General features: G+C 61.1%; 24 protein-coding genes. 8 read left to right on the top strand and 16 right to left on the bottom strand.

What is annotated here, in order from left to right:
* Nucleotides 1–655 precede the first annotated feature (655 nt).
* Both ATY75_RS12670 and ATY75_RS12665 read left to right on the top strand, forming a co-directional pair.
* Complete coding sequence (locus ATY75_RS12670) at nucleotides 656–1,162, top strand: GNAT family N-acetyltransferase (RefSeq protein ID WP_088937823.1); 507 nt, start codon at nucleotides 656–658, stop codon at nucleotides 1,160–1,162.
* Nucleotides 1,163–1,258: 96 nt separating this feature from the next.
* Nucleotides 1,259–2,191, top strand: coding sequence for an ornithine cyclodeaminase family protein (locus ATY75_RS12665; protein ID WP_088937822.1), 933 nt, complete (start codon nucleotides 1,259–1,261; stop codon nucleotides 2,189–2,191).
* Nucleotides 2,192–2,653: 462 nt separating this feature from the next.
* Here the strand turns inward: ATY75_RS12665 and dapB are convergent, their stop codons facing one another.
* The 3 genes from dapB to ATY75_RS12650 all read right to left on the bottom strand — a co-directional run bounded on the left by dapB (nucleotide 2,654) and on the right by ATY75_RS12650 (nucleotide 4,577).
* A complete protein-coding gene (dapB, locus tag ATY75_RS12660) occupies nucleotides 2,654–3,424 on the bottom strand; it encodes a 4-hydroxy-tetrahydrodipicolinate reductase (RefSeq protein ID WP_088937821.1) in 771 nt (256 codons plus the stop codon).
* Nucleotides 3,425–3,569: 145 nt separating this feature from the next.
* A complete protein-coding gene (locus ATY75_RS12655) occupies nucleotides 3,570–3,785 on the bottom strand; it encodes a hypothetical protein (RefSeq protein ID WP_064839122.1) in 216 nt (71 codons plus the stop codon).
* Nucleotides 3,786–3,899: 114 nt separating this feature from the next.
* On the bottom strand, nucleotides 3,900–4,577 hold the full coding sequence (locus ATY75_RS12650) for a histidine phosphatase family protein (protein WP_088937820.1): 678 nt from the start codon (nucleotides 4,575–4,577) through the stop codon (nucleotides 3,900–3,902).
* Between the two features lie 261 nt (nucleotides 4,578–4,838).
* Between ATY75_RS12650 and ATY75_RS12645 the strand changes: the two genes are divergently transcribed.
* Entirely contained in the window at nucleotides 4,839–5,312 is a 474-nt protein-coding gene (locus ATY75_RS12645) for a VOC family protein (RefSeq protein ID WP_088937851.1), read from the top strand.
* Between the two features lie 34 nt (nucleotides 5,313–5,346).
* On the opposite strand, the gene ATY75_RS12640 is transcribed toward ATY75_RS12645, so the two are convergent.
* Entirely contained in the window at nucleotides 5,347–5,748 is a 402-nt protein-coding gene (locus ATY75_RS12640) for a GFA family protein (RefSeq protein ID WP_064839118.1), read from the bottom strand.
* 226 nt (nucleotides 5,749–5,974) lie between these two features.
* Between ATY75_RS12640 and ATY75_RS12635 the strand changes: the two genes are divergently transcribed.
* Complete coding sequence (locus ATY75_RS12635) at nucleotides 5,975–7,855, top strand: ABC transporter ATP-binding protein (protein WP_088937819.1); 1,881 nt, start codon at nucleotides 5,975–5,977, stop codon at nucleotides 7,853–7,855.
* A 79-nt stretch (nucleotides 7,856–7,934) separates the two neighbouring features.
* Here the strand turns inward: ATY75_RS12635 and ATY75_RS12630 are convergent, their stop codons facing one another.
* Nucleotides 7,935–8,483, bottom strand: a complete 549-nt coding sequence (locus tag ATY75_RS12630; RefSeq protein ID WP_245317565.1) for a LysE family transporter — start codon at nucleotides 8,481–8,483, stop codon at nucleotides 7,935–7,937.
* 199 nt (nucleotides 8,484–8,682) lie between these two features.
* On the opposite strand from ATY75_RS12630, the gene ATY75_RS12625 reads away from it, so the two are divergent.
* Nucleotides 8,683–9,279 carry a demethoxyubiquinone hydroxylase family protein gene (locus ATY75_RS12625; RefSeq protein ID WP_088937818.1) on the top strand — a complete coding sequence of 199 codons (597 nt, stop codon included), beginning with the start codon at nucleotides 8,683–8,685 and terminating at the stop codon, nucleotides 9,277–9,279.
* Between the two features lie 28 nt (nucleotides 9,280–9,307).
* Nucleotides 9,308–10,120 carry an alpha/beta hydrolase gene (locus tag ATY75_RS12620; protein ID WP_088937817.1) on the top strand — a complete coding sequence of 271 codons (813 nt, stop codon included), beginning with the start codon at nucleotides 9,308–9,310 and terminating at the stop codon, nucleotides 10,118–10,120.
* Between the two features lie 45 nt (nucleotides 10,121–10,165).
* Here the strand turns inward: ATY75_RS12620 and ATY75_RS12615 are convergent, their stop codons facing one another.
* The 4 genes from ATY75_RS12615 to ATY75_RS12605 form a co-directional block, all read right to left on the bottom strand.
* Complete coding sequence (locus ATY75_RS12615) at nucleotides 10,166–10,942, bottom strand: phosphodiester glycosidase family protein (RefSeq protein WP_088937816.1); 777 nt, start codon at nucleotides 10,940–10,942, stop codon at nucleotides 10,166–10,168.
* A 22-nt stretch (nucleotides 10,943–10,964) separates the two neighbouring features.
* A complete protein-coding gene (gene ubiA / locus ATY75_RS12610; RefSeq protein WP_088937815.1) occupies nucleotides 10,965–11,879 on the bottom strand; it encodes a 4-hydroxybenzoate octaprenyltransferase in 915 nt (304 codons plus the stop codon).
* A 167-nt stretch (nucleotides 11,880–12,046) separates the two neighbouring features.
* On the bottom strand, nucleotides 12,047–12,220 hold the full coding sequence (locus ATY75_RS34585; RefSeq protein WP_190241351.1) for a hypothetical protein: 174 nt from the start codon (nucleotides 12,218–12,220) through the stop codon (nucleotides 12,047–12,049).
* A 189-nt stretch (nucleotides 12,221–12,409) separates the two neighbouring features.
* On the bottom strand, nucleotides 12,410–13,624 hold the full coding sequence (locus ATY75_RS12605; RefSeq protein WP_088937814.1) for an argininosuccinate synthase: 1,215 nt from the start codon (nucleotides 13,622–13,624) through the stop codon (nucleotides 12,410–12,412).
* A 130-nt stretch (nucleotides 13,625–13,754) separates the two neighbouring features.
* On the opposite strand from ATY75_RS12605, the gene ATY75_RS12600 reads away from it, so the two are divergent.
* The gene (locus tag ATY75_RS12600) at nucleotides 13,755–14,222 is read left to right on the top strand and encodes an Lrp/AsnC family transcriptional regulator (RefSeq protein WP_088937813.1); all 468 of its coding nucleotides are present in this window, start codon (nucleotides 13,755–13,757) and stop codon (nucleotides 14,220–14,222) included.
* Nucleotides 14,223–14,449: 227 nt separating this feature from the next.
* Here ATY75_RS12600 and ATY75_RS12595 read toward each other — a convergent pair whose 3' ends face one another.
* The 4 genes from ATY75_RS12595 to ATY75_RS12580 form a co-directional block, all read right to left on the bottom strand.
* A complete protein-coding gene (locus ATY75_RS12595) occupies nucleotides 14,450–15,061 on the bottom strand; it encodes a chloramphenicol phosphotransferase (protein ID WP_088937812.1) in 612 nt (203 codons plus the stop codon).
* Between the two features lie 15 nt (nucleotides 15,062–15,076).
* On the bottom strand, nucleotides 15,077–15,889 hold the full coding sequence (locus tag ATY75_RS12590) for a hypothetical protein (protein WP_088937811.1): 813 nt from the start codon (nucleotides 15,887–15,889) through the stop codon (nucleotides 15,077–15,079).
* A 119-nt stretch (nucleotides 15,890–16,008) separates the two neighbouring features.
* A complete protein-coding gene (locus ATY75_RS12585) occupies nucleotides 16,009–16,212 on the bottom strand; it encodes a hypothetical protein (protein WP_064841367.1) in 204 nt (67 codons plus the stop codon).
* A 198-nt stretch (nucleotides 16,213–16,410) separates the two neighbouring features.
* A complete protein-coding gene (locus ATY75_RS12580) occupies nucleotides 16,411–17,052 on the bottom strand; it encodes a dihydrofolate reductase family protein (protein ID WP_088937850.1) in 642 nt (213 codons plus the stop codon).
* Between the two features lie 89 nt (nucleotides 17,053–17,141).
* Between ATY75_RS12580 and ATY75_RS12575 the strand changes: the two genes are divergently transcribed.
* A complete protein-coding gene (locus ATY75_RS12575) occupies nucleotides 17,142–17,663 on the top strand; it encodes a helix-turn-helix domain-containing protein (protein WP_088937810.1) in 522 nt (173 codons plus the stop codon).
* Between the two features lie 25 nt (nucleotides 17,664–17,688).
* Here ATY75_RS12575 and ATY75_RS12570 read toward each other — a convergent pair whose 3' ends face one another.
* Genes ATY75_RS12570 through ATY75_RS12560 form a run of 3 tightly spaced genes read right to left on the bottom strand, consistent with a single transcriptional unit; the run spans nucleotide 17,689 to nucleotide 20,293 of the window.
* Nucleotides 17,689–18,492 carry an ABC-2 family transporter protein gene (locus tag ATY75_RS12570; RefSeq protein ID WP_088937809.1) on the bottom strand — a complete coding sequence of 268 codons (804 nt, stop codon included), beginning with the start codon at nucleotides 18,490–18,492 and terminating at the stop codon, nucleotides 17,689–17,691.
* A 2-nt stretch (nucleotides 18,493–18,494) separates the two neighbouring features.
* On the bottom strand, nucleotides 18,495–19,295 hold the full coding sequence (locus tag ATY75_RS12565) for an ABC-2 family transporter protein (RefSeq protein ID WP_088937808.1): 801 nt from the start codon (nucleotides 19,293–19,295) through the stop codon (nucleotides 18,495–18,497).
* Nucleotides 19,292–20,293, bottom strand: a complete 1,002-nt coding sequence (locus tag ATY75_RS12560) for an ATP-binding cassette domain-containing protein (protein WP_088937807.1) — start codon at nucleotides 20,291–20,293, stop codon at nucleotides 19,292–19,294. The genes ATY75_RS12565 and ATY75_RS12560 overlap by 4 nt, the downstream gene beginning before the upstream one ends.
* Nucleotides 20,294–20,312 lie beyond the last annotated feature (19 nt).

The raw sequence follows: 20,312 nt of genomic DNA, 5'->3' as shown, positions 1-20,312 counted from the left end.
CATTCGCGCCGCTGTCAAGGACGCTCTGCCAATCAGCGAGGGATATGCACTGAAATATTTCGTTCTCTATACGCTGGCGTGCATGATGGTCGGGATAATTTTTCTCGTTATTATCCATCAGATTGCGCCCTTCACGATGGACAAGCCGGGCGACCAAACGACCGAGTGGTCAACTGATGGTTCGGCGACGGGGGCGAGCGACCAACCTGATGACCTGGTTGTAGGCTCGACACCTGAGCCGGCGACCAACCCACCAGCCGTGCGGCCGCCCGATCAATGGGACCTCCGGCCGACGAACCAACCGACCGTCGGGCCGTCCGAAACGGGCGTCCGGAAAGGCGGTCGGGTGGGAACTCCGGCGCAGTAATTGCAGGGGGCCGGCGCGAGACGTTGAGGGAGCCCCTTTCCTCCTTCACTCCTGTCCTCGGGCATGCCTCATACTAGCTCAAGGGAAGAGTCTCCCTCGCCCAAGGACCTGGACGCGCTGGATCCCTGCGACATCCCTCGGGTCGAAGCCCGAGGGCAGGGATGAAGGAGGCAAGCCTTCCCTCAAATCGTCCGCTAGCATAGTTGGAATCGAATCCGCCACCTCCGCTTGCATCGGCTGGAGCTCTCTGCAATGACGATAGCGGAGATATCCCAGGAGGTTTCCCGAATGGATGCAAGCGGCGTGACGATCAGGCATATCCAGGCCGGCGAGGCGGAGGCTTTCCGGCGCATCCGTTTGGAAGCGCTTCGCACAGAACCTTCCTCCTTTGCCAGCCGCTACGAAGACTGGGCGGCTCTTTCCCTCGCGGAGTGGCGCAGCCGCCTGAGCGAGCCGGTTTTCATTGCGTTTCAGGATAATGAGCCTGTCGGCATAATGGGCCTGTTGCGGCAGCGATCGAGCAAGATGGCCCATCGCGCGACGATCATCATGGTCTATATCGCAAAGAGCCTGCGCGGCACCGGTCTTGCCGGGAGGCTGCTCCACGTCGTCTCCGATCATGCGCGCCATATCGGCATCCGGCAGTTGGAACTCTTCGTCAGCGCGGAGAACCCGGCGGCGATCCGGTTTTATCAGCGGCAGGGCTTCTCCGAGGTTGGTAGGATTCCGGCCGGGGTTCTGGAAGAGGGCAGGGAGATCGACGACGTTATCATGGCCCGCCGATTGGTCGATTAGGCCTCACGCGGAATTTCAGAACAACTGCTTTCCCTCCTCTATTGACCTCAAGCGCGGTTGGGGTCGCAGGATGCCGGAATAGGCTGGAGGCTTGCCGTGACGAAAATTCTGAGAGACGCGGATCTGGTCGACAGTGCGTTGATGGGCGTGGCGATCGATGCGCTTGAGACCGCTTTTCTCGCGAAAGCCGGCAATCGGCTGGTCTCTCCGCCCCGGCATCATGTGTCCTTTGCCGATCGAGGCGATCTCGTCTTCACGGTCGGCGGTATCCTTGGCGACAAACCGCTCGCGGGTTTCCGCGTGTACGAAACATTCGAAGGGGCGGAGCATTCGCAGATCGTCGCGGTATGGTCGGCCGACGACGCCAGGCTGAAGGGCATCATTCTCGGCGAACGCCTCGGCAACCTCAGGACCGGTGCTATCGGAGGCCTCGCCGTTCGCTATCTCAGCGCGCCCAGCGCGAAGGTCGTCGGCATCCTCGGCAGCGGAGCGCAAGCGCGAACCCAGCTTGCCGCGGCCGCCGCCGTTCGAAAGCTGGACCGCGCCCGCGTCTACAGCCGTGACGAGACAAATCGCGCCGCCTTCGCAAGCGAGATGCAGCACGCCCTGGGGCTGGAGGTGGAGCCTGTCGGCAGCGTGTCGGAAGCCGTCGATGACGCCGACATCGTCATCTGCGCGACGACGAGCCGAACGCCCGTCATCCATGCGCGTGATCTGAAGCCCGGCGTGCACGTCAACACCGTCGGCCCGAAAACGCTTCAGGGATACGAACTCGGCTTTGATGTCGCCGATGCCGCGGCGGTGATCGCGACGGATTCCCCCGAGCAGACCCGCGCTTACGCGTCCCCCTTTTTTCTCGCCGGCTCCGGCAACGAAGCTCGTATGGCCGACCTTGCCGACATCATTGCCGGGAAGGCGGCTGGGCGAGGGTCGTCCGCGGAGACGACGCTGTTTTGCTCGGTCGGCCTCGCGGGAACCGAAGTCGTCGTCGCTTCGGCAATCCTCGATAGGCTAGGGGCGACGGCGTAGGATTTGATTCAAGGATTCTATTTAAGTATTTGGTTCTATGTGTATTTTGTTAAAATCAATCAGCCGTCGGAGCGCCGCCTCGTCCTTCGAGGCCCCTTCGGGGCACCTCAGGATGAGGCTCTCTTGGGCGTTGGCGCCAGGCGGTGGCGTAACAGTAGCCGGAGCAAAACCCACTGCCGGTTATTGGGCTGCGGCATTCCTCAACGCTTGCGATTGCACATGCGGCATCCGTCAACGCCCCTCATGCTGAGGTGCGCAGCCCGCAGGGCGGAGCCTCGAAGCACGCGCCGCAACGCCGCTCCTTGCATCTGTCTGCGGGAGCACCCGCCTCGCCCTCCGAAGCCCCCCGGGCACTTCAAGATGAGGCTCTCCTCGAGGTCGTGCGCAGCCAGAGATGCGCTTAAAATTTGATTCAAGAGCGCGCTTCAAACCTCCCTTCACTCTATTCGTTCACACCCCTTATCACCCTAGACCCAGGACATCCCGCATGCCGTATTCGCCGGGTGCGCGTCCCGCGATCCAGCGGGCGGCGGCAAGGGCGCCGCGGGCAAACATGCCGCGATCGAGAGCCGAATGTGAAAGCGTCACGACTTCCTCGGCGGCGGCAAAGAGCACGCTGTGTTCTCCGACCAGCCCACCGGCGCGCAGGACGGCGAAGCCGATTTCACCGGGCGGACGCTCGCCGGTGATGCCGTCGCGCCCGCGCCGCTCGACGGAGGCCAGGGAAACGCCGCGGCCCTCGGCGGCGGCTTCACCGAGCATCAGCGCCGTGCCGGATGGTGCGTCGATCTTCCTGTTATGGTGGGCTTCGAGAATTTCGATATCCCAGCCCTGCGCGGGAAGGGCGCGGGCGGCCTGGGCCACCAAGCCGAGCAGCATGTTGAGGCCGATGGAGAAATTGCCGGAGCGCAGGATCGGAATCGTCCGGGCGGCCTCTGCGATCCGCTCCAGCTCATCCGGCTCGAAGCCCGTCGCCCCGATCACCAGGGCCGGTCCGCCGGCCGTAGCGCACAAGCCGGCAAGTTCGGCGGCGGCACGTCCGGTGGTGAAATCCAGGATCACGGCGGCGGCCGCGATCGCGGCCGAACGGTCGATCAGCCCTTCACCGATGGAACCGGGACGACCGATCCCGCCGACGACCGCAAAAGCCGGATCGGCGGCCAGCAGCGGCAGGATGGCGCGACCCATGCGGCCGTTCGCGCCGGCGACCGCTATTTTGATTGGTGATGTCACAGTCTTTCCTTGCTGCGATATTGCCGATGGAGGGGCTGTTTTCATCCGGCGTTCGCGCCGAAGAAAGGGATCTGCAACTACCGCACTTCCGCTCCCGGTGCAAAACGGGGATCTCTCCGGCCGTCCTCGTGAACGTCTGGCTCCCTTACCAGTTGCCGGGGTCAGCGGTGTGGTCGATGCTGGCGAATTCATCCGCCTTTTCCCGATCCAGCTTCACCTCCATGGTCACCCCTGTCTCGTCGGCGACCGCGTAGCGGTCGGGGAGCGGTTCTTTTGATAGTTCCTGATAGAGGAGCAGCGCGGCCTCCTCGGCGGTATCGGCCTCGATCTCCCGGGTGAGGGTAACGGTGAATTTATGCATGGTTCGGCCCTTTCGATCGGCGCGCAGGCGATGCGCAGCTTGCGCAGTTTGACACGAGTTTAGTGGCAAGGACACAAAAAGCGTGCCGCTTAGATTTTGATTCATGCGACGGCTTCAGGTCTTTGTTTTTATGAGTCTGGGTCGACCTCGCCAGTGGTGCCGCACCGCCTCATCCAAGCATGAACCCTTGTTATGCAACGACGTTGGATACGCATCGGCCGAAGCGCTTACCAGAGTGAACTTACCGTCGCAAAGGCGATAGAACCCGTCCTGGGGAACGGGCAGCTCCAGCATTTCCCGCTTTGAAAGGCCGCAATAGACACCGCGGACCAATCTGCCAAACAGCCCGTGAGAAATCGCAACTGTCGGTCCATGTAAGGCTGCGAGCCAGTCCTTCGCCCGGGCACAGGCAGCATCGAAGCCTTCCCCGTCGGGAGATTTGAAATACCAATCGAAGGCGTCGGATCCGTCCAGCATTCCTGGAAACTCGTTGTCGATTTCGAACTCGGTCATGCCGTCCCAAGAGCCGATGGTCACCTCCATCAACCGTGGTTCCAGACGGGCCGCCAGTGGCAATATCCGTTTCACGCGAGCCGCAGTCTCCCGGGTGCGGCCTAGCGGGCTGACGTGGAGTTGGAATGACTGCGCACCCCCTGCAAGTTCCTCTTTCAACAGCTTCGCAGCCTGTTTGGCCTGTTCGACACCGCGCTCCGTCAGCGGTGAATCTTTCTGGCCTTGGAAGCGGCCCAAGCTGTTCCAAATGGTCTCGCCGTGGCGAAGCAGGTAAATCATTAGCGTTTTTCCAGGCCGGTCAATGCAACAAGTGCAGGTCTGTTGAACCGAAGAGGGCGGTTGTAACAACTCATGCTACAGACCGATTATGACCGCAATTGCGCGACCCATCCGAGCCCGGTCTTCTGTAACCGGCGCTTTGGGGTCATTTGGCAGCACGCGGTGATCGCCACCGGGAAATTGTTTATGTGGGCTGGAGAAAGACGGTTTGCCTCTTATTTCACGGAGGAATCCGAACCGAAGAGCGAAAGGACCCGCGCAATGGCAAAGAACACGATCTGCGTATGGTATGACAAAGACGCCGAAGCGGCGGCCCGCTTTTATGCGGCGACGTTTCCCGACAGTGCGGTCGGCGCCGTCATTCGGGCACCGGGAGATTATCCGGATGGCAAGCAGGGAGACGTGCTGGTCGTTGAATTTACCGTGGCGGGTGTTGCCTGCATCGGCCTGAATGGTGGCCCTGCATTCAAACACAGCGAAGCCTTCTCGTTCCAGATCGCCACCGACGATCAGGAAGAAACCGATCGCTACTGGAACGCCATCGTCGGCAATGGCGGCCAGGAAAGCGAGTGTGGCTGGTGCAAGGACAAATGGGGTGTGTCCTGGCAGATCACGCCGCGTGTTCTCTCCGAAGCGCTGACGGCAGGCGGTGGTGAGGCAAAGCGTGCTTTCGATGTGATGATGACGATGAGGAAGATCGATATCGCGGCGATCGAGGCCGCCCGGCGCGGCTGAGGCGCCGGTCCGAACCCAAGAGATTGCCACGCTGTCAGAACCAGAGGTCGCGCACGCAGCGCCCTTTGGACGGCAGGTCTTCGAACGTGTCCAAGCCGTCGAAGTGATCGATGGGTAGGTCGGCGACGAGATCCGGCGGCGCAAGCCGCATGTTGACCGCCATGCGCCGGCGGCCATCCTTTTGAAGCCGCAGGCCACGCCAGCTCAAGACGCAGGCGCAGGATGGGCAGAACAGGATTTCGAGCGACGAGGTTTCCCGGCCGGAGCGGGTGTAGGAGGCGGTTTCCCCATTGAGAGCGATCCGCTCTCCTTCGTAATCATAGGCCCAGAGGGTGCCGTAGCGGCGGCAGAGGGTGCAGTTGCAGGCGGTGATTGAGCCGGGATCGCCTTCGAGCGTCCAGCTTGCCTTGCCGCAATGACATGAGCCCGTCAGCATGAGTGTTCGTTCGATCCTGCTGTCTCCGCTGGGCGCATCCTGCCCCAATCGCGCGGTGACTGCAATTGAGGCTTCGAGCGCCTCGCCTTGCCGCGCGCCAGGCTCTGTTTCGGCGATATTCCCGATCTATAAAATTTCTAGTTGAGATGGCGGCCGAAAGATGATCCCATGCCACTTGGCGTAGCCCCGAGTCCACGCTTCCTCCCAATTTTGATCCGAGCGGCCCATGTCGATTTCCGATGCGATCTACCGTCCCTTCGAAACGTTGATCCGGCCGCTCGACATTCCCTACCGGCCGCTGCCTTCCAAAGGTCCGGTGACGGTGCTCCTGCACTTCATCTCGATGTTTCGCGGCGTGCTGATCGCGCTTGCGCTTTGTTCCATGGTGTTTGAGTTGATCAACCTGACGATCGTCTGGGGACTTTCGGTCATCGTCGATGGCGTGACGCAACAGGGCGCCGCCGCCTTTCTGCACAATGAATGGCTGCTGTTGACCGTTCTCGGCTTCCTGATCTTTCCGGTCATGCCGATCCTGTCGTTCATGCTGAATACGCTGAACTCGCATACTTTAGGCATCGGCATGCCGGCTGCCATTCAATGGCAGGGACATAAGGCAGTCGAGCGCCAAGACCTTGCCTTCTTCCATGATCTCTATGCCGGCCAGGTTGCCTCACGCCTCTCGCAGGTATCCTCCGCCGTCCAGCAGCAGATCCTTGCCGGCTTCCAGTCCATCCCGCGCTTCCTGATGCAACTGATGGGCTCCGTGATCCTGCTGAGCGCACTCGCCTGGCAGCTTGCCCTGCCTGTCGTCGTCTGGATCGCGCTCAACATCGCATTCACCGCCAGGGTCGTGCCTGTTTTCGTCGAGCGCTCACGCCGCACCGCCAAGCAGCGCAGCCTGGTCGCCGGCGCCATCACCGATCTTTATACCAACATGCAGATGATCAAGCAGTTTGCGGCCGAAGACAGCGAGGCCGGCGCCATCCGCCGCATCATCCAGAAGACCGTGCAGACGCAGCACAGCGAACAGCGTATCTATCGCTCGTCGGAAGTGACTGTCGTCATTCTGAACACGCTGCTGTGGCTGACCATGCTGTCGATCGGATTTTCCGGCCTTGTCAAAGGTTTCCTCACGGTCGGCGAGTTTGTCGGCGCGGTCTACATCCTCAACCGGCTGTCGTCGCAGATCTTCGTCTTCCTGCAGATGGGCCAGCAGATCTTCCAGGCGATCGGCACGATCAAGGACGCCATGCCCGTCATGACCACGCCTCCGACGATCACTGACCGGCCGGATGCGGCCGAGCTTGACGTTCAGCGCGGCGAAATCCGTTTCGAGAACATCCATTTCGCCTACAAGTCGGGCAAATCCGTCATCGACGACCTGTCACTGACGGTCCGGCCCGGCGAGAAGGTGGGCCTGGTCGGCCTTTCCGGCGCCGGCAAGACCACGCTCGCAAACCTGCTTCTGCGTTTCTACGACATCAAGGACGGCGCGATTCTGATCGACGGGCAGGATATCCGCGCCGTCACCCAGTCCAGTCTTCGCCGCGCGATCGGGGTCATCGCGCAGGATGTCGCCCTGCTGCACCGGTCGGTCGGCGACAATATCCGCTACGGCCGGCCGGAGGCGACGCGGGATGAGATCGAACGGGTGACGAAGATGGCGAGCGCCGATGCCTTTATCGCCGATCTGACCGACAGCGAGGGCCGCAAGGGCTACGACGCCTTCGTCGGCGACCGCGGCATCAAACTGTCCGGCGGCCAGCGGCAACGCGTGGCGATCGCCCGCGTTCTCCTGAAGGACGCGCCGATCCTGGTGCTCGACGAAGCGACCTCGGCGCTCGACAGCGAGTCCGAAGCCGCCATCCAGGAGCGGTTGAACCTCGTGATGGAGGGAAAGACGGTGATCGCCATCGCGCACCGGCTGTCGACCATCGCCAGGATGGACCGGATCGTCGTGCTCGATCACGGGCGGATCGTGGAGGAGGGCAGGCCGGACGAGCTGGTCGAAGGCGACGGCCTGTTTGCCCGCCTGTGGAAACGCCAGACCGGCGGCTTCATTCCCGAAGACATCGACGAGCCCTTGCCGGGCTCACCCGCGACCTGAGCGAGGAACTGGCAGCCCGTCAAATTCTGTCAGCGAACCAAGAGCAGACGGCCGCCGATCAAGATCAGCGCGGCGCCCATTACCCGCTCGATACTGGCCTTAAAGAAATGCGCGGATTCGAAAAGAAGAAGGCCAGGCCGCAATACCAGAGGGCTGAAAGAAGGAAGCAGGTGAGCGCGATGACGCAATAGAGCCAGGCGGGCGCGTGTGCCGGGATAACGAGCGCAAAGATACTGCCGAAGAAAGCCACCGATTTCGGATTGGTCATGCTGACGATGTAGGCGCGGCGCATGGCGGAGCGCCATGTGACTTCGCTCGCTCCCGTCGGCATCAAGGGCCTGGACGCATTGCGGATCATCTTCAGACCCAGCCAGATCAGATACAGCGCGCCGGCCACCTGCAACACTATATGCAGCCATTCGAAATGGCTCAGCAGAAAACCCAATCCCGCCATCGCCATGACGGCCCAAGTCAGGGATGCGATCGCAAGTCCGAGACCTGCAAAGAGCCCGGCAGCACGGGATACCGTCATGCTTGTGTTGGTGACGATGATGAAATTCGGTCCGGGGCTGACGAGGGAGGCGATGTAGACGCTGACGAGCAATGCGAGTGAATCGATGTAGTTCATACGGCTTTCCTACTCTGCTGGCCCGGGACCTATGCGAGGCCGGTGATTTTTGAAAGGGCTCCTCGTCCAAGGGCATGACGGACCGGCGGTGACGAGACAATTTGCCGGTCATGTCTCGCGAAGGCGCATGCCGGCACCCCTTGACGATGACGGCGGCGATCCTGCCTATTGACCGCAAGGGAACCGGCGCAGGGTGGTTATGAGCAATCCGTCGAGCAACTCGGGAATACGCGACGCCGATGTCACCATCCGTCGCATTCTCAAGGTCAACCATGCTGGCGAGTTCGGCGCTATCAGGATCTATGGCGCCCAGATCGTGATGGCCCGGCGGTTGTTTCCCGACATCGTTCCGGCGCTGGAAGAGATGCGTAAGGACGAGATCGAACATTGCCGGTTGTTTCGCGAGGCAATGCCTTCAAGGAGCGGCAAGCCCTGCCGTGTCATGGCCTTCTGGAGCCTCGGCGGTTTCGTGCTCGGCTTGCTGACGGCGCTTGGCGGGCGCAACATGATCTGGATCTGCACGGAGGCCGTGGAAAGCACGGTCCATCGCCACCTCGAAGACCAACTCGCTTTCCTCGCCAAACGCGATCCAGAGCTTCATACCCTGATCGCATCGATACAGGAACAGGAGCTTGCGCATCTCAGGAAGGCCGAGGACAGTCAGAAGAGACGGGGCCCGAGCCACGCCTTGCTCCTGCCCATCATCGGCGCCCTGACCGACCTGATGATCTGGCTCTCCACCTGGGGCGACTCGAGCTGGATGCGCGCCGAAATGGTGCGGGCGGGGAAGGGATAGGCTTTGATGGGGAGGTTCAGAGGAAGCGATGGCGGCAGAGGAAACGGTAAGCTTTGATGTTGATGGGCATCGTGTTGTCGGAACATTGCTGGCGATTTCGGCAAACGCACCGATTGTCGTGCTTCTCCATGGGTTCGGAGGAACGCGGCACGAACTCACGATTTCTCAGACCGGCACCGGTATCTTCACGCATACGGCTGAGAAGCTCGCGTCTCTGGGTTTTTCGAGCCTGAGGATTGACTTTCGAGGTGTCGGGGAAAGCAGCGGGCGCTTTCAGGATACGACGTATAATCGCCAGGTTGAGGATTGCATCGCTGCAATGGATTTCGCCGGCGATCTGCCGTCCGGTGGTCCGAATGCGATCTTTCTGCTGGGATGGAGCCAGGGCGGGCTGGTCGCTGCGGTGGCGGCTGGCCGATCAAATCGGCCAGCGGCGGTCGCGCTCTGGGCTCCCGTCGGCGAGCCGAAACTAACCTTTCCAGCCTTGATTGGGCGTAACGTGTATGAACGGGCGCTCGAAAACCGATCGCCCACCAAGGTTAAACTTCCGTGGGGCTCGTCCCTAACTCTCGGCCATGACTTCTTTGCGGACGTCGAAAGCCTGGATCCGCTGGACGAGATTGCTAAGTATGATGGACCGGTTTTCCTTGCTGAAGGCAGCCTGGATACTGCCATTCCTGTGGGAACAGCGGCAAAATTCGCTCGGGCGCATAAGGGGGCACACCAAGTTTGGGAGGCTCCCATGGATCACATTTTCAACACTTGGAAGAACGTCGATATGCTGGACCGGCTGATCACGGCCACGGCCAGGTTTTTTGGTGACCGGCTGAATGCTCGATGAAGCATCAGGCTTAACGCCCGCCTTGATGAAGGCCGATTTCCTCCGCTACTCGACCACGCCGAGCATCGGGCCATAACCGCCGTGCCAGGAGCGGTCGTTGCGGCCGATTGCCGGGTAGTAGAGCCCGACACCGTTTCCGCCATCGAGAAACAGAGCGTCGGGGCATTTCAGATTGTCGCGGAAGAGCCGTGCGAAATCGTGGAAATTCACCCCGTCTTCGCTGACCGCCAAGCGAACCGTGCCGGTGTCGCAGACGCCGACACCGCTTCGCCGGGTTCGATCGGTCGAGCCGGGGATGAAGATCGGATTCAGCGTGCCGGCGATGACGAGCATCGGCCCGGACTGGGTGGCGAACCGCACCTTGGGCGCACGCTTCAGAAATTCATCTGTGGGAAGGATGCCGGCGCCGGTTTCAGCCAGAAAGAACACGCCGTTCGGCTTCTTGTAGAAATTCGGCACCTGGCCGGCGGAGCTTTCGGCCTTTGCGGTATTGGCGGGTTTCAATTCCCTGGCGTTCTCGACATACAGTCCCATCGGCGAAAAATCGGCCCGGTACATGCCGGCGTTGACGGCCAGCACCAGCGTCTTCCCCTCGGCACGGACGGCTTCGGCAAGGCTTGAAAAAGTCCTGTACGGTGCGCTATCGGCACCCTTCCAGAACAGGCGCAGGTCGGCCTTTCCCGCTTCCAGGGTGCAGATGACGTATTTCGTCTCTTCAAAACTCTGCTGTTCACATTGCTCGGCATGGGCTTGATGCGGGGATGTCATCGTTGCTGCCAGCATCATGGCCGCGGCAAGCACGCCTTGTTTCAGATAGCTCATGGGCGTCGCGTCCTCGAACTTTTCACCATGTGCCTGATAAAGCCGTGCCGGCCAGCAGCGCGCCTGTCAGGATATTGGCGAGGAAAAGGCGATAATTGAGGTCCGGGCGGGCGAGGTCGATCCGCCGGACCTGCCAGGCAAGGTGGGCTGCGATCACCAGCATTCCGATCGCATAAGGCGGCGTCATCTCCAACAGCCAGCCCCCGAGCGACCAAGCCCCAACGGCCAGAGCATAGAACAAGCCGATCCACATCCTGCCGTGCCGGCCGAACAGGATCGCGGTGGATTTCAAGCCGAGGCGGGTGTCATCCCTGACGTCGACATAGGCATAGACCGTATCATAGCCGATCTGCCAGGCGATCGCCCCGGCCCACATCAGAACGGCGCCGGCCGGGATATGGCCTGCAAGCTCGGCCCATGCCATCAGCATTCCCCAATTGAACGCCGCGCCCAGGACGGCCTGGGGCCAATAGGTGAAACGCTTGCAGAGCGGATAGAGGAAGACGAGCGGCAGAACCGAGATCGCCACCAGGCGTGCATAAGGTGTCAGGAAGAGCAGAAGCGCGGCCGCAGCCGTGAGTTCCACGGCCAGAAAGACGAAGGCTTGCAGTGTGCCAAGCTCACCGCTTGCAAGCGGGCGGAAGCGGGTTCGCTCGACATGGCCGTCAAACTTCCGATCGGCGATGTCGTTGACCGTGGAGCCGGCGCTTCTCATCAGCAAGGCGCCGAGAGAGAAGATCACGAGCTCACCTAGGCCCGGCAGACTGTGCGATGCCTGGATGAGGGCAGCCCAGCATGGGAAAAGCGTCAGCCATATTCCGACCGGGCGATCGAGCCGCGCCAGCCGCGTGTATGGCCGCCATGCGGCCGGCAATCTGCGATCCACCCAGTCGCCATGGTTGATATCGCTGAGATCATGGCGACTGAGTGTGGTCATGATGTGATCTGAAATTCCTACCGCGATAACCGGGATAACTCAGTTTTTCATCGCCACCGGCGGCGCTCAGAATAGGAATTTTTACACGTACGACAACGGCGCGTCCGGGATTCGACAAATTTTTTAAAAAGCTGCCGCCGCGTCTCGCCTAGGAGGAGATTCGGTCCCTACCAAGCGGTAAATGCGGTGCCGAGTGCCGTCGTGTGACAGGATGAGACTTGGGCGACGTAGGCCTTGAGCGAGACGACGCAGTTTCCCGGATAGCTGAGTTTGTACGTCGTCAGGTGCTTCAGCAAAGCCTCCGCATCGCGCTTCTCGGTGAGCGGAAATGTCACAGTCATGCGAGTTCCTCCAACGGACACAGTGTGCATCTGAGAAAATTAATGTCTAAATTCTTTTGCGCCGCAACAAGAAAATTTTAATGATAAAATTAAAATCGATTAACTCTCGAGTGGCGATTTTTAAAATCGTTTGAAATTAGATGCCGCGCTGTGCACGCTGGGCGCGCTGGCTGACACACGGGCTGGCGCTTACCTGCAATTGCGGGCTGCCCAGCTCCTGAGCCGCAATCCGTTGAGCTTGATGAAGCCTTCGGCGTCGTGATGGTCATAGGCGATGGAGCTTTCCTCGAAGGTGACGAGATCGGCGGAATAGAGTGCGCAGGGCGAGGCGCGCGAGATGACCGCAGCGTTTCCCTTGTAGAGCCTTACCGTCACTTGGCCGCTCACGAAGTGCTGGCTCCGGTCGATCAGAGCCTGCAGCATTTCCCGCTCCGGAGAGAACCAGAAGCCGTTATAGATCAGCTCGGCGTAACGAGGCATGATCTCATCCTTCAGATGTGCGGCGGCGCGATCGAGCGTGATCGATTCAATACCGCGATGGGCCGCTAGCAGGATCGTTCCTCCCGGCGTCTCGTAGACCCCTCGCGATTTCATGCCGATGAAGCGGTTTTCAACGAGATCGAGCCGCCCGATACCGTGCCGGCCGCCGAAGCTGTTGAGCGCGGAGAGCAGGGCAGCCGGCGCCATCGCTTCGCCGTTCAGGGACACCGGGTCGCCGCTTTCGAAGCCGATGGTCACGGTCTCGGGGGTATCGGGAGCATCGACGGGGTCGACCGTGCGCTGATAGACATATTCGGGCGCGATCTCGGCCGGATTTTCGAGGATCTTGCCTTCGGTGGAGGTGTGCAGCAGGTTGGCGTCGATCGAGAAGGGTGCTTCACCGCGCTTATCCTTCGGCACCGGGATCCGATGCATCTCGGCATAATCCAGAAGCTGCATGCGGGAGCGGATGTTCCATTGGCGCCAGGGAGCGATAACCTTGATCGACGGATCGAGCGCATTGACGGCGAGCTCGAAGCGGACCTGGTCATTGCCCTTGCCTGTGGAGCCATGGGCGACGGCATCGGCGCCGACCTGCCGGGCTATGGTGACCAGATGCTTGGCGATCAGCGGCCGGGCGATGGAGCTGCCGAGCAGATATTGCCCCTCATAGAGCGTGTTGGCGCGCAGCATCGGAAAGACGAAGTCGCGGACGAATTCTTCCCGCAGATCGACGATACGAACGTCCTTGACCCCAAACATTGCCGCCTTCGCCCGCGCCGGCTCGAGTTCGTCGCCCTGACCGAGATCGGCGGTGAAGGTCACGACCTCGCATCCGTAGGTCTCCTGCAGCCATTTGAGAATGATCGAGGTATCCAGGCCGCCGGAATACGCGAGCACGATTTTATCTATCTGCCCTGTCATCAACCATCTCCACAAAAAAATCGATGCGTGGAACGATAGGTCATATCTCTCGCAATGAGCTTGCGAAGCGTGCTTAAAATTGCGAATGTTTGGCATATTATGCCACTGCAGAAGAGCTCGGAGCTATAAAATGCCGGCTGTCCTCGATGCGATCGATCGCCATATCCTGCGCGTGCTCCAGCGCGACGGGCGCATTTCGAACGTCGAGCTGGCAAAGGAAGTGGGGCTGTCGCCTTCGCCCTGTCTGCGCCGCGTGCGGCTCCTGGAAGAGGCCGGGATCATCGATCGCTATGTTGCGGTTCTGGACCCGGCCAAGGTCGGGGCGGGGCTGACGGTTTTTGCCCGGGTGTGGTTCAAGACCCAGGATGCCGAGGTCACCCTGCGCTTCGCCGAGGCCGTCAGGCGGTTTCCAGAGGTGATGGAATGCTATCTGACGACGGGCGAGTGCGACGCCGTGCTGCGCATCGTCACCGCCGATCTTCACAGCTATTGGCGTTTCCAGGCCGACCACTTGACGCGCATTCCGAGCGTCCTCAGCGTCAAGACCGACGTGCCGATGGAAACGCTGAAGCGGAGCTACGAGTTGCCGGTTCGGTAGGCGCGTGTGGCGCTTGGCGTATGCCGCTGGTGGCCAGCCCCGTCCTTCGAGGCTTCGCCCTGTGGGCTACGCACCTCAGGATGAGGCTGGAGAGGGGGCGTGCCGTGGAGTCTAGATCGATCGCTGCCCGTCATGATGGAGCGTCTTGCTGGTCACGAAGTCGTTCTCCATGAGGTAAATATAGGCGCTGGCGAGGCGCGCGATGTGGCCCGGCGGTCTTGTAGCTCCTAAGCGCTGCCGGTATCGGCTTTCAAGCTATGGCCAGCTGTGGCGCTGCCTGCGGCGTTCAAAACATGATCTCGGATGGCGGCCGCACTTTCCTGTGGTGATGCGAAAGTGACATCCAGCATGAGGGTGTTTTGATGTTGGGGATCGAGAACGCACGCTTGTCGGCTGCGTTTTCTCGAAGCTTCCACATCTATGGATTTCAGGTGGGCACGGCGTGCCGGTGTCGAAATCCGGCGTGCCAACTCGTCTTCGTCGCAGAGCAACCGCACGGGGACCAGCAAGGCTTGGCGTTGTTCTGCTGCGGCAGCAATTTGTTGAAACGTGCGGATGCTTCGCTGATCTCCTTCAATCCCGGCATGCGTGAAGATGAAATTTGCCGAGGGCGCGCTGTAGGCCACGATCGCATCCAAGACGGCTTGCCGAACTCTTCCGGTGTACTCCCATATTCCTTCCGGGAGGGGAGACGTTCCGTCGTCATCCAGGAGGCGCAGTATCGGGTTGTTGAACCAGTGATTGTCGATAATCTTTGCGGGGAAAAGCAGACTTAATTCTTTGGCGATCGCGAGTTTGCCGACTCCCGGAAAACCGATCAGCAGAATGAAAATATTCATACGGAGCAACCTCCCTCATTCAATCTGGATATGGATATGGTCGTCGTGGCGGGCGGCGCGGCAGCCTTGGAAGCGAACATGGCTGTCGGTAATGCCAAGCGCGTTCTTTAGATGCGGCTCGATGAAGATTTTCTGCAGGCCGAAGCGCGTCACACCTTCGCTGGTCAGCCAGGCGACCGCGGCCGATGTGCGCTGCTCCTCGATGCCATAGGCCGGAAACAATGGCTGCAGCGCGTCGAAATCCCAGCGCGTGGTCAGCCAGTCGTTGCGTCCTTCACATGGCAGTTCGTCGCCAGGCGCCGGCTCTTCGAAGGCGAAATAACCGATCGGGGAGCGGGTGGCACCATTCAGGAAGACGCCGTCCGCATTCTTGTAATAATAGGCGAAGTCGAGCTTTTTGCCGTCGGCATGCGACAGATGTGGCAGCAGCGGAAAGCCGTTCACGAAGGGGAAATTCGCATCCAGCGCGACAGTGACGGTACCGGGAAATTTCTCGTCCATATAGGCGGCAAGTGCCTTTGCCAGATCGCGCAGGTCGGGCGTGACGTAGTTGCGGTTCAGCAGGCAATAGATCGGGGAGCGGACCACCAGCCTGTCCGTGGCGCCCGATATGCAGGAGAGGGGAACCCGCCCGAACATCGGGGCTGCGAGACCCGCGGCAAATGTCGCACCGGCATAACAAAGCAGGAAGATGGCAAGTTTCGCCGGAAAGCGACGGATGCCCCAGGCGCGGGACGCGGCCAGCGCGATGAGATAGGCGACGCCGCCGATCTGCGTCAGCACCGTCAGAATGAGAACGATCAGAACGTGGAGAACAAAACGAAGCATGGGGAGAGGCCTTGCGGATGTTGCCATCCCATAGGCGAGGGGATGGTGATCCGCAAGACGTCTCGACGCAGCCGCCAAGTGCGGCTGGTGCGTTGGCTTCGATGGATCGATGTCGGATCCTACTGGTGGGCCAACTGCTTCGACAGTTCGGCAAAAAGCCTGTCGCGGCGAGTGTTCATCTGGACGAGATCGACGGCAATAGTGATGGCGCGGCGCCCTTCGATGCTGTCGATGTCGAGCTTCCTCTCGCCGCACCATTGCCGGACGGCATCGGTGACGATCGTTATTTCATCATCGTTGAGAGAGATGAGCGATAGGAGCATGGTCGCGCCCTCCGTAAGCGGCAAGAGCACTATGGTCTCTCAAGCGGTCGTGCCGATGCCGATGGGCCGATGGCATTCACTCTACGCTCATTCCCCGGCAACACCACCGCTATTTTTTAGCGTACGGCGCAGGCCCGGTTGCCCGCGCTTCCCGGTCATCATCCCTTTGCCGCCGGCATCCCGCGGCAGGCGGCTGGCTTATTTTGCCAGCACGATATGTGTGGCATGTTCGGTGGCGACATGCTCGGCGACGCGGAAGCCGAGGGCCGGCAGGTCGATGCCTGCAAACATCGCTTCCCCCTTGCCGAGCACGACGGGCGAGACGGCGAAATGCAGTTCGTCGATCAGGCCGGCCTGCAGATACTGGCGGACGGTGCTGACCCCGCCGCCGATCTTCACGTCCCCGCTGCCGGCCGCGGCCTTCGCCTTGGCGAGTGCCTCCTCGATACCGCCGGTGACGAAGTGGAAGGTCGTGCCGCCTTCCATGACGATCGGTTCGCGGGGATAGTGCGTCAGGATGAAGGTTGGCGCGTGGTACGGCGGATTCGCCCCCCACCAGCCCTTCCAGGCATCATCCGGCCAATCGCCGCGGATAGGGCCGAACATGTTGCGCCCGAGAATGAAGGCGCCGAAATTGGCCATGCCGCGGGCGGCATAATCCTCGTCGATCCCTTGCGAACCGTCGTCCTTTCCCTGCATGGCGCGGAAAGTGCGGGTATGGAAAAACCATTGGAACATCTCCGGCCCCCGCTTGCCGAGCGGATCTTGCATGCTTTGTTCCGGACCCGCGCCGAAACCATCCACGGAAACGGAAAACCCTGCGACACGCACTTTGGACATGCTTTCCTCCATCTGATTTCATTTTGAAACTGGTTGCTTTGTCGCATAAGCGCTCCTATATTGCAACCAGTTTTTGATGGAGATGCTTGGTGGATATCGAACGGCGCTCGGGCTGCCCGATCAACCTGACGATGGAGGTGCTGGGCGACCGGTGGAGCCTCATTATCATCCGCGACATCATGTTCGGCAACCGCCGCCATTTCCGCGATCTTCTGACCCATTCGGAAGAGGGGATCGCCTCCAACATCCTGGCCGCCAGGTTGAAGCGCCTGCTCTCGCTGGAATTCATCAGTAAGCGGGATGATCCGAGCCACAGCCAGAAAGCGATCTACAGCCTGGCGGAGCCGGCGATCCAGCTCGTTCCCGTCTTCGCCATGATCGGCGCCTGGGGGCGGCGCCATCTGCCTGTCAGCGAGGAACTGAGCATCCGCGCCGAGCTTCTCGAAGAAGGCGGGCCGCCGATGTGGGAGGAATTCATGGAGGATCTCCGGCACATCCATATCGTCGATCCGATCGGCGGAGCCAACGGCACGCGTACATCCGCGGTGCTGGCGAGGTTGACGGCGGCGTTCCTCGAGGTTCGCTCCAAATCGTCGGCGCCGGCATGCTGATATCAAGCGAAGTCAGCCGGGCCCATCAGCCACCGGCGCCCTGGTATTTGCCGGTGGCGTAGCGCCAATACACCATTGCGATCAGCACCCAGACCGGGCCGGCCGCCAGCGCCGCTGGGCCGGCCCAGCCGCCAAGGATCGGGACGGGTTTGCCGAGCAGGGCGGCGACGGGAACCGAACTGGTCAGCGCCAGCGGAACGGCGGTGAGGAGGGTGATCTGGACGCTGCCGGGAAAGATGTTGAGAGGGTAGCGCATCAGTTCCCAGAAGCCGAAGAAGATCGAGAACAGATGGTTGGAGCGCACCCAGATCAGCGCGGTGGCGCCGATCATGGTGATGAGGGCGGCGGTCAGCAGCGTGGCGCTGAAAAGTGCGGCGACGAGGAACAGGGCTGAAGGGACCGACCAGGCGAAATCGACTGAAAAAACTGCCCAGCCGAGCAGCGGCACCGCAAGGATGATGTGGCCGGCATAGCCGACATTGAGACCGGAAAAGATCAGATAGACCCAGGGGCTGAACGGCTTGACCAGCAGCGCATCGTAAGTGCCGAGACGCACCAGTTCCTCAAGATCGCGAAGCTGCGTGAAGCTCATCGCAGCACCGAGGGAGTAGGCCAGCAGCTGGAAGCTGTAGAGCAGCGCGAGCTCCGGCCAGCTCCATCCTCCCAACGTATCGAAGCGGGCAAGCAGGATGCCGATGGTGGCGAAAACGCTGCCATAGGAAAGGATCTGTGCAAGGCGATCGAGCCAGAAGGCACCGCGATATTCCATCTGCGAGCGGATATGCATACGCACCAGCAACGGTATGACGCGGAGGTGATGGAGGAGCATGATCAGCCTCCCTGCACGGTGATGCGGGTCGAGGCTGAGCGCCAGAGCCAAAGGACGCCGAAGAAGAACAATCCGGCCCAGCCGAGACCGAGGCCGAGATGAAACCAGGTGTCGGCAGCCGAAAGCCGGCCGAGATAGACCGCATTGGGATAATAGACCACCCAGGCGAAGGGCAGGTGGCGGGCGATCGTCGCCAGCGGCTCGGGGAAGAACCAGAAGGGCACCAGCAGGCCGGAGAACAATTGCAGCAGGGCGCCGAGGATCCAGTCGAGCGAGAAGCTCGTCATCAGCCAGAAGGCGATGAGGCCGCAGAACATCGACATCAGGGACAGCAGGATGAAGGAAAGCATCCAGAAGACGATGAACATGGCGCCGTCGAATAGGCTTGCCGGCGGCAGCATGCCGTAGAACATCGCCGTGACGGCGACGGTCGGGATGACCTGCGTCATCAGGCGATAGCCGAAACTGCCGCATTCATTGGCGAAAATGTAGAGCGGATAGAAGATGGGCTTCAGCAGCCAGACGGCGACGTCCCCCGTCTTCAGCGACCGGCCGATCTCGTTGATGATCCTTTCGGGGCGGGTGGCACCCATCACGGCCCCGCCGAGCAGCGCATAGGTCACCATCTGCTGCAGCGAGACGCCGCCGACCACCGTTGCACCGACGCCGGCATAGGCTGCCTGCCAGATGGCGACGCGGGCGATGACCTGTACCAGTTTGCCGAAGATGTTGGCCCACACCTCGTTGCGGTAGGCGAGCTGGGAATGGAAAGCGCTGCGCGCGAAGGCGGAATAGGCGCTCATGACGCCCGCGCCCTGGCGTTGCGGCCCTGGTAGAAGGTGCGGATGACCTCTTCGATGTCGGGCTCGTGCAGCGCCACATCCTTGAGGCCGCGGTCGCTTCCGACCTCCGACAGGATCCTGACCAGCGAAACGTCTTCGCGTTCGATCAAATAGTTCTTGCGCAGGCCCTCGTCGCTGACGAGCGAAGCGGTGCTCAGCGGCAGCGGCCCGGGGTCGCTGGCAAATTCAAGGGTCAGCCGCCGGGCCGAGCCTAAGGCAGAGCGCAGGCTCCTCAATTCGCCGTCGAAGATCAGCCTCGAATGATCGACCATGATCAGCCGCGGGCAGATGGTTTCGATGTCCTGCAGATCATGGGTGGTGAGGATGATGGTGACGCCGCGCTCGCGGTTGATCTCGGCGAGAAACCGCCGCACCGCATCCTTGGCGACCACGTCGAGCCCGATCGTCGGTTCGTCGAGAAAGAGGATCTTCGGATCGTGCAGCAGCGACATGACGATCTCGGCGCGCATGCGCTGGCCGAGGCTGAGCTGACGCACCGCGCGGTCGAGAAAGGGCGTGAGGTCGAGCAACTCGCTGAAGCGCCGGAGATTGTCCGCATAGCGGGCGGGCGCAATATCGTAGATGCGCTGGTGCAAGGTAAAACTGTCGACCAGCGGCAGATCCCACCACAGCTGGCTGCGCTGGCCGAAGACGACGCCGATCTCGCGCGCATTGTCCATCCTTTTCAGATGCGGCGTGCGGCCGAGCACGGAGAGCGTGCCGGCGCTCGGCACCAGGATGCCGGTCATCATCTTGATCATGGTGGATTTGCCGGCGCCATTGGGGCCGAGATAACCGACGGCTTCGCCGGCATCGACATCGAATTCAATGTCGGAAACGGCCAGGACTTCGTTATATTCGCTCGTCACCAGCGTCTTCAGGGCGCCGAGCAGGCCCGGAAATCTCTTGTGCTGCCGAAAGCGCTTGCTGACGCCGCGTGCCTCGATCAAAGCCGTCATATGTATTTCCCGCCGATTC

Source organism: Rhizobium sp. N122 (genome assembly GCF_002211295.1).
In the GTDB taxonomy this organism is placed as follows: domain Bacteria; phylum Pseudomonadota; class Alphaproteobacteria; order Rhizobiales; family Rhizobiaceae; genus Rhizobium.
Note: the sequence above shows the minus strand (reverse complement) of the source record. Positions and strands in the feature narration are given on the sequence as shown.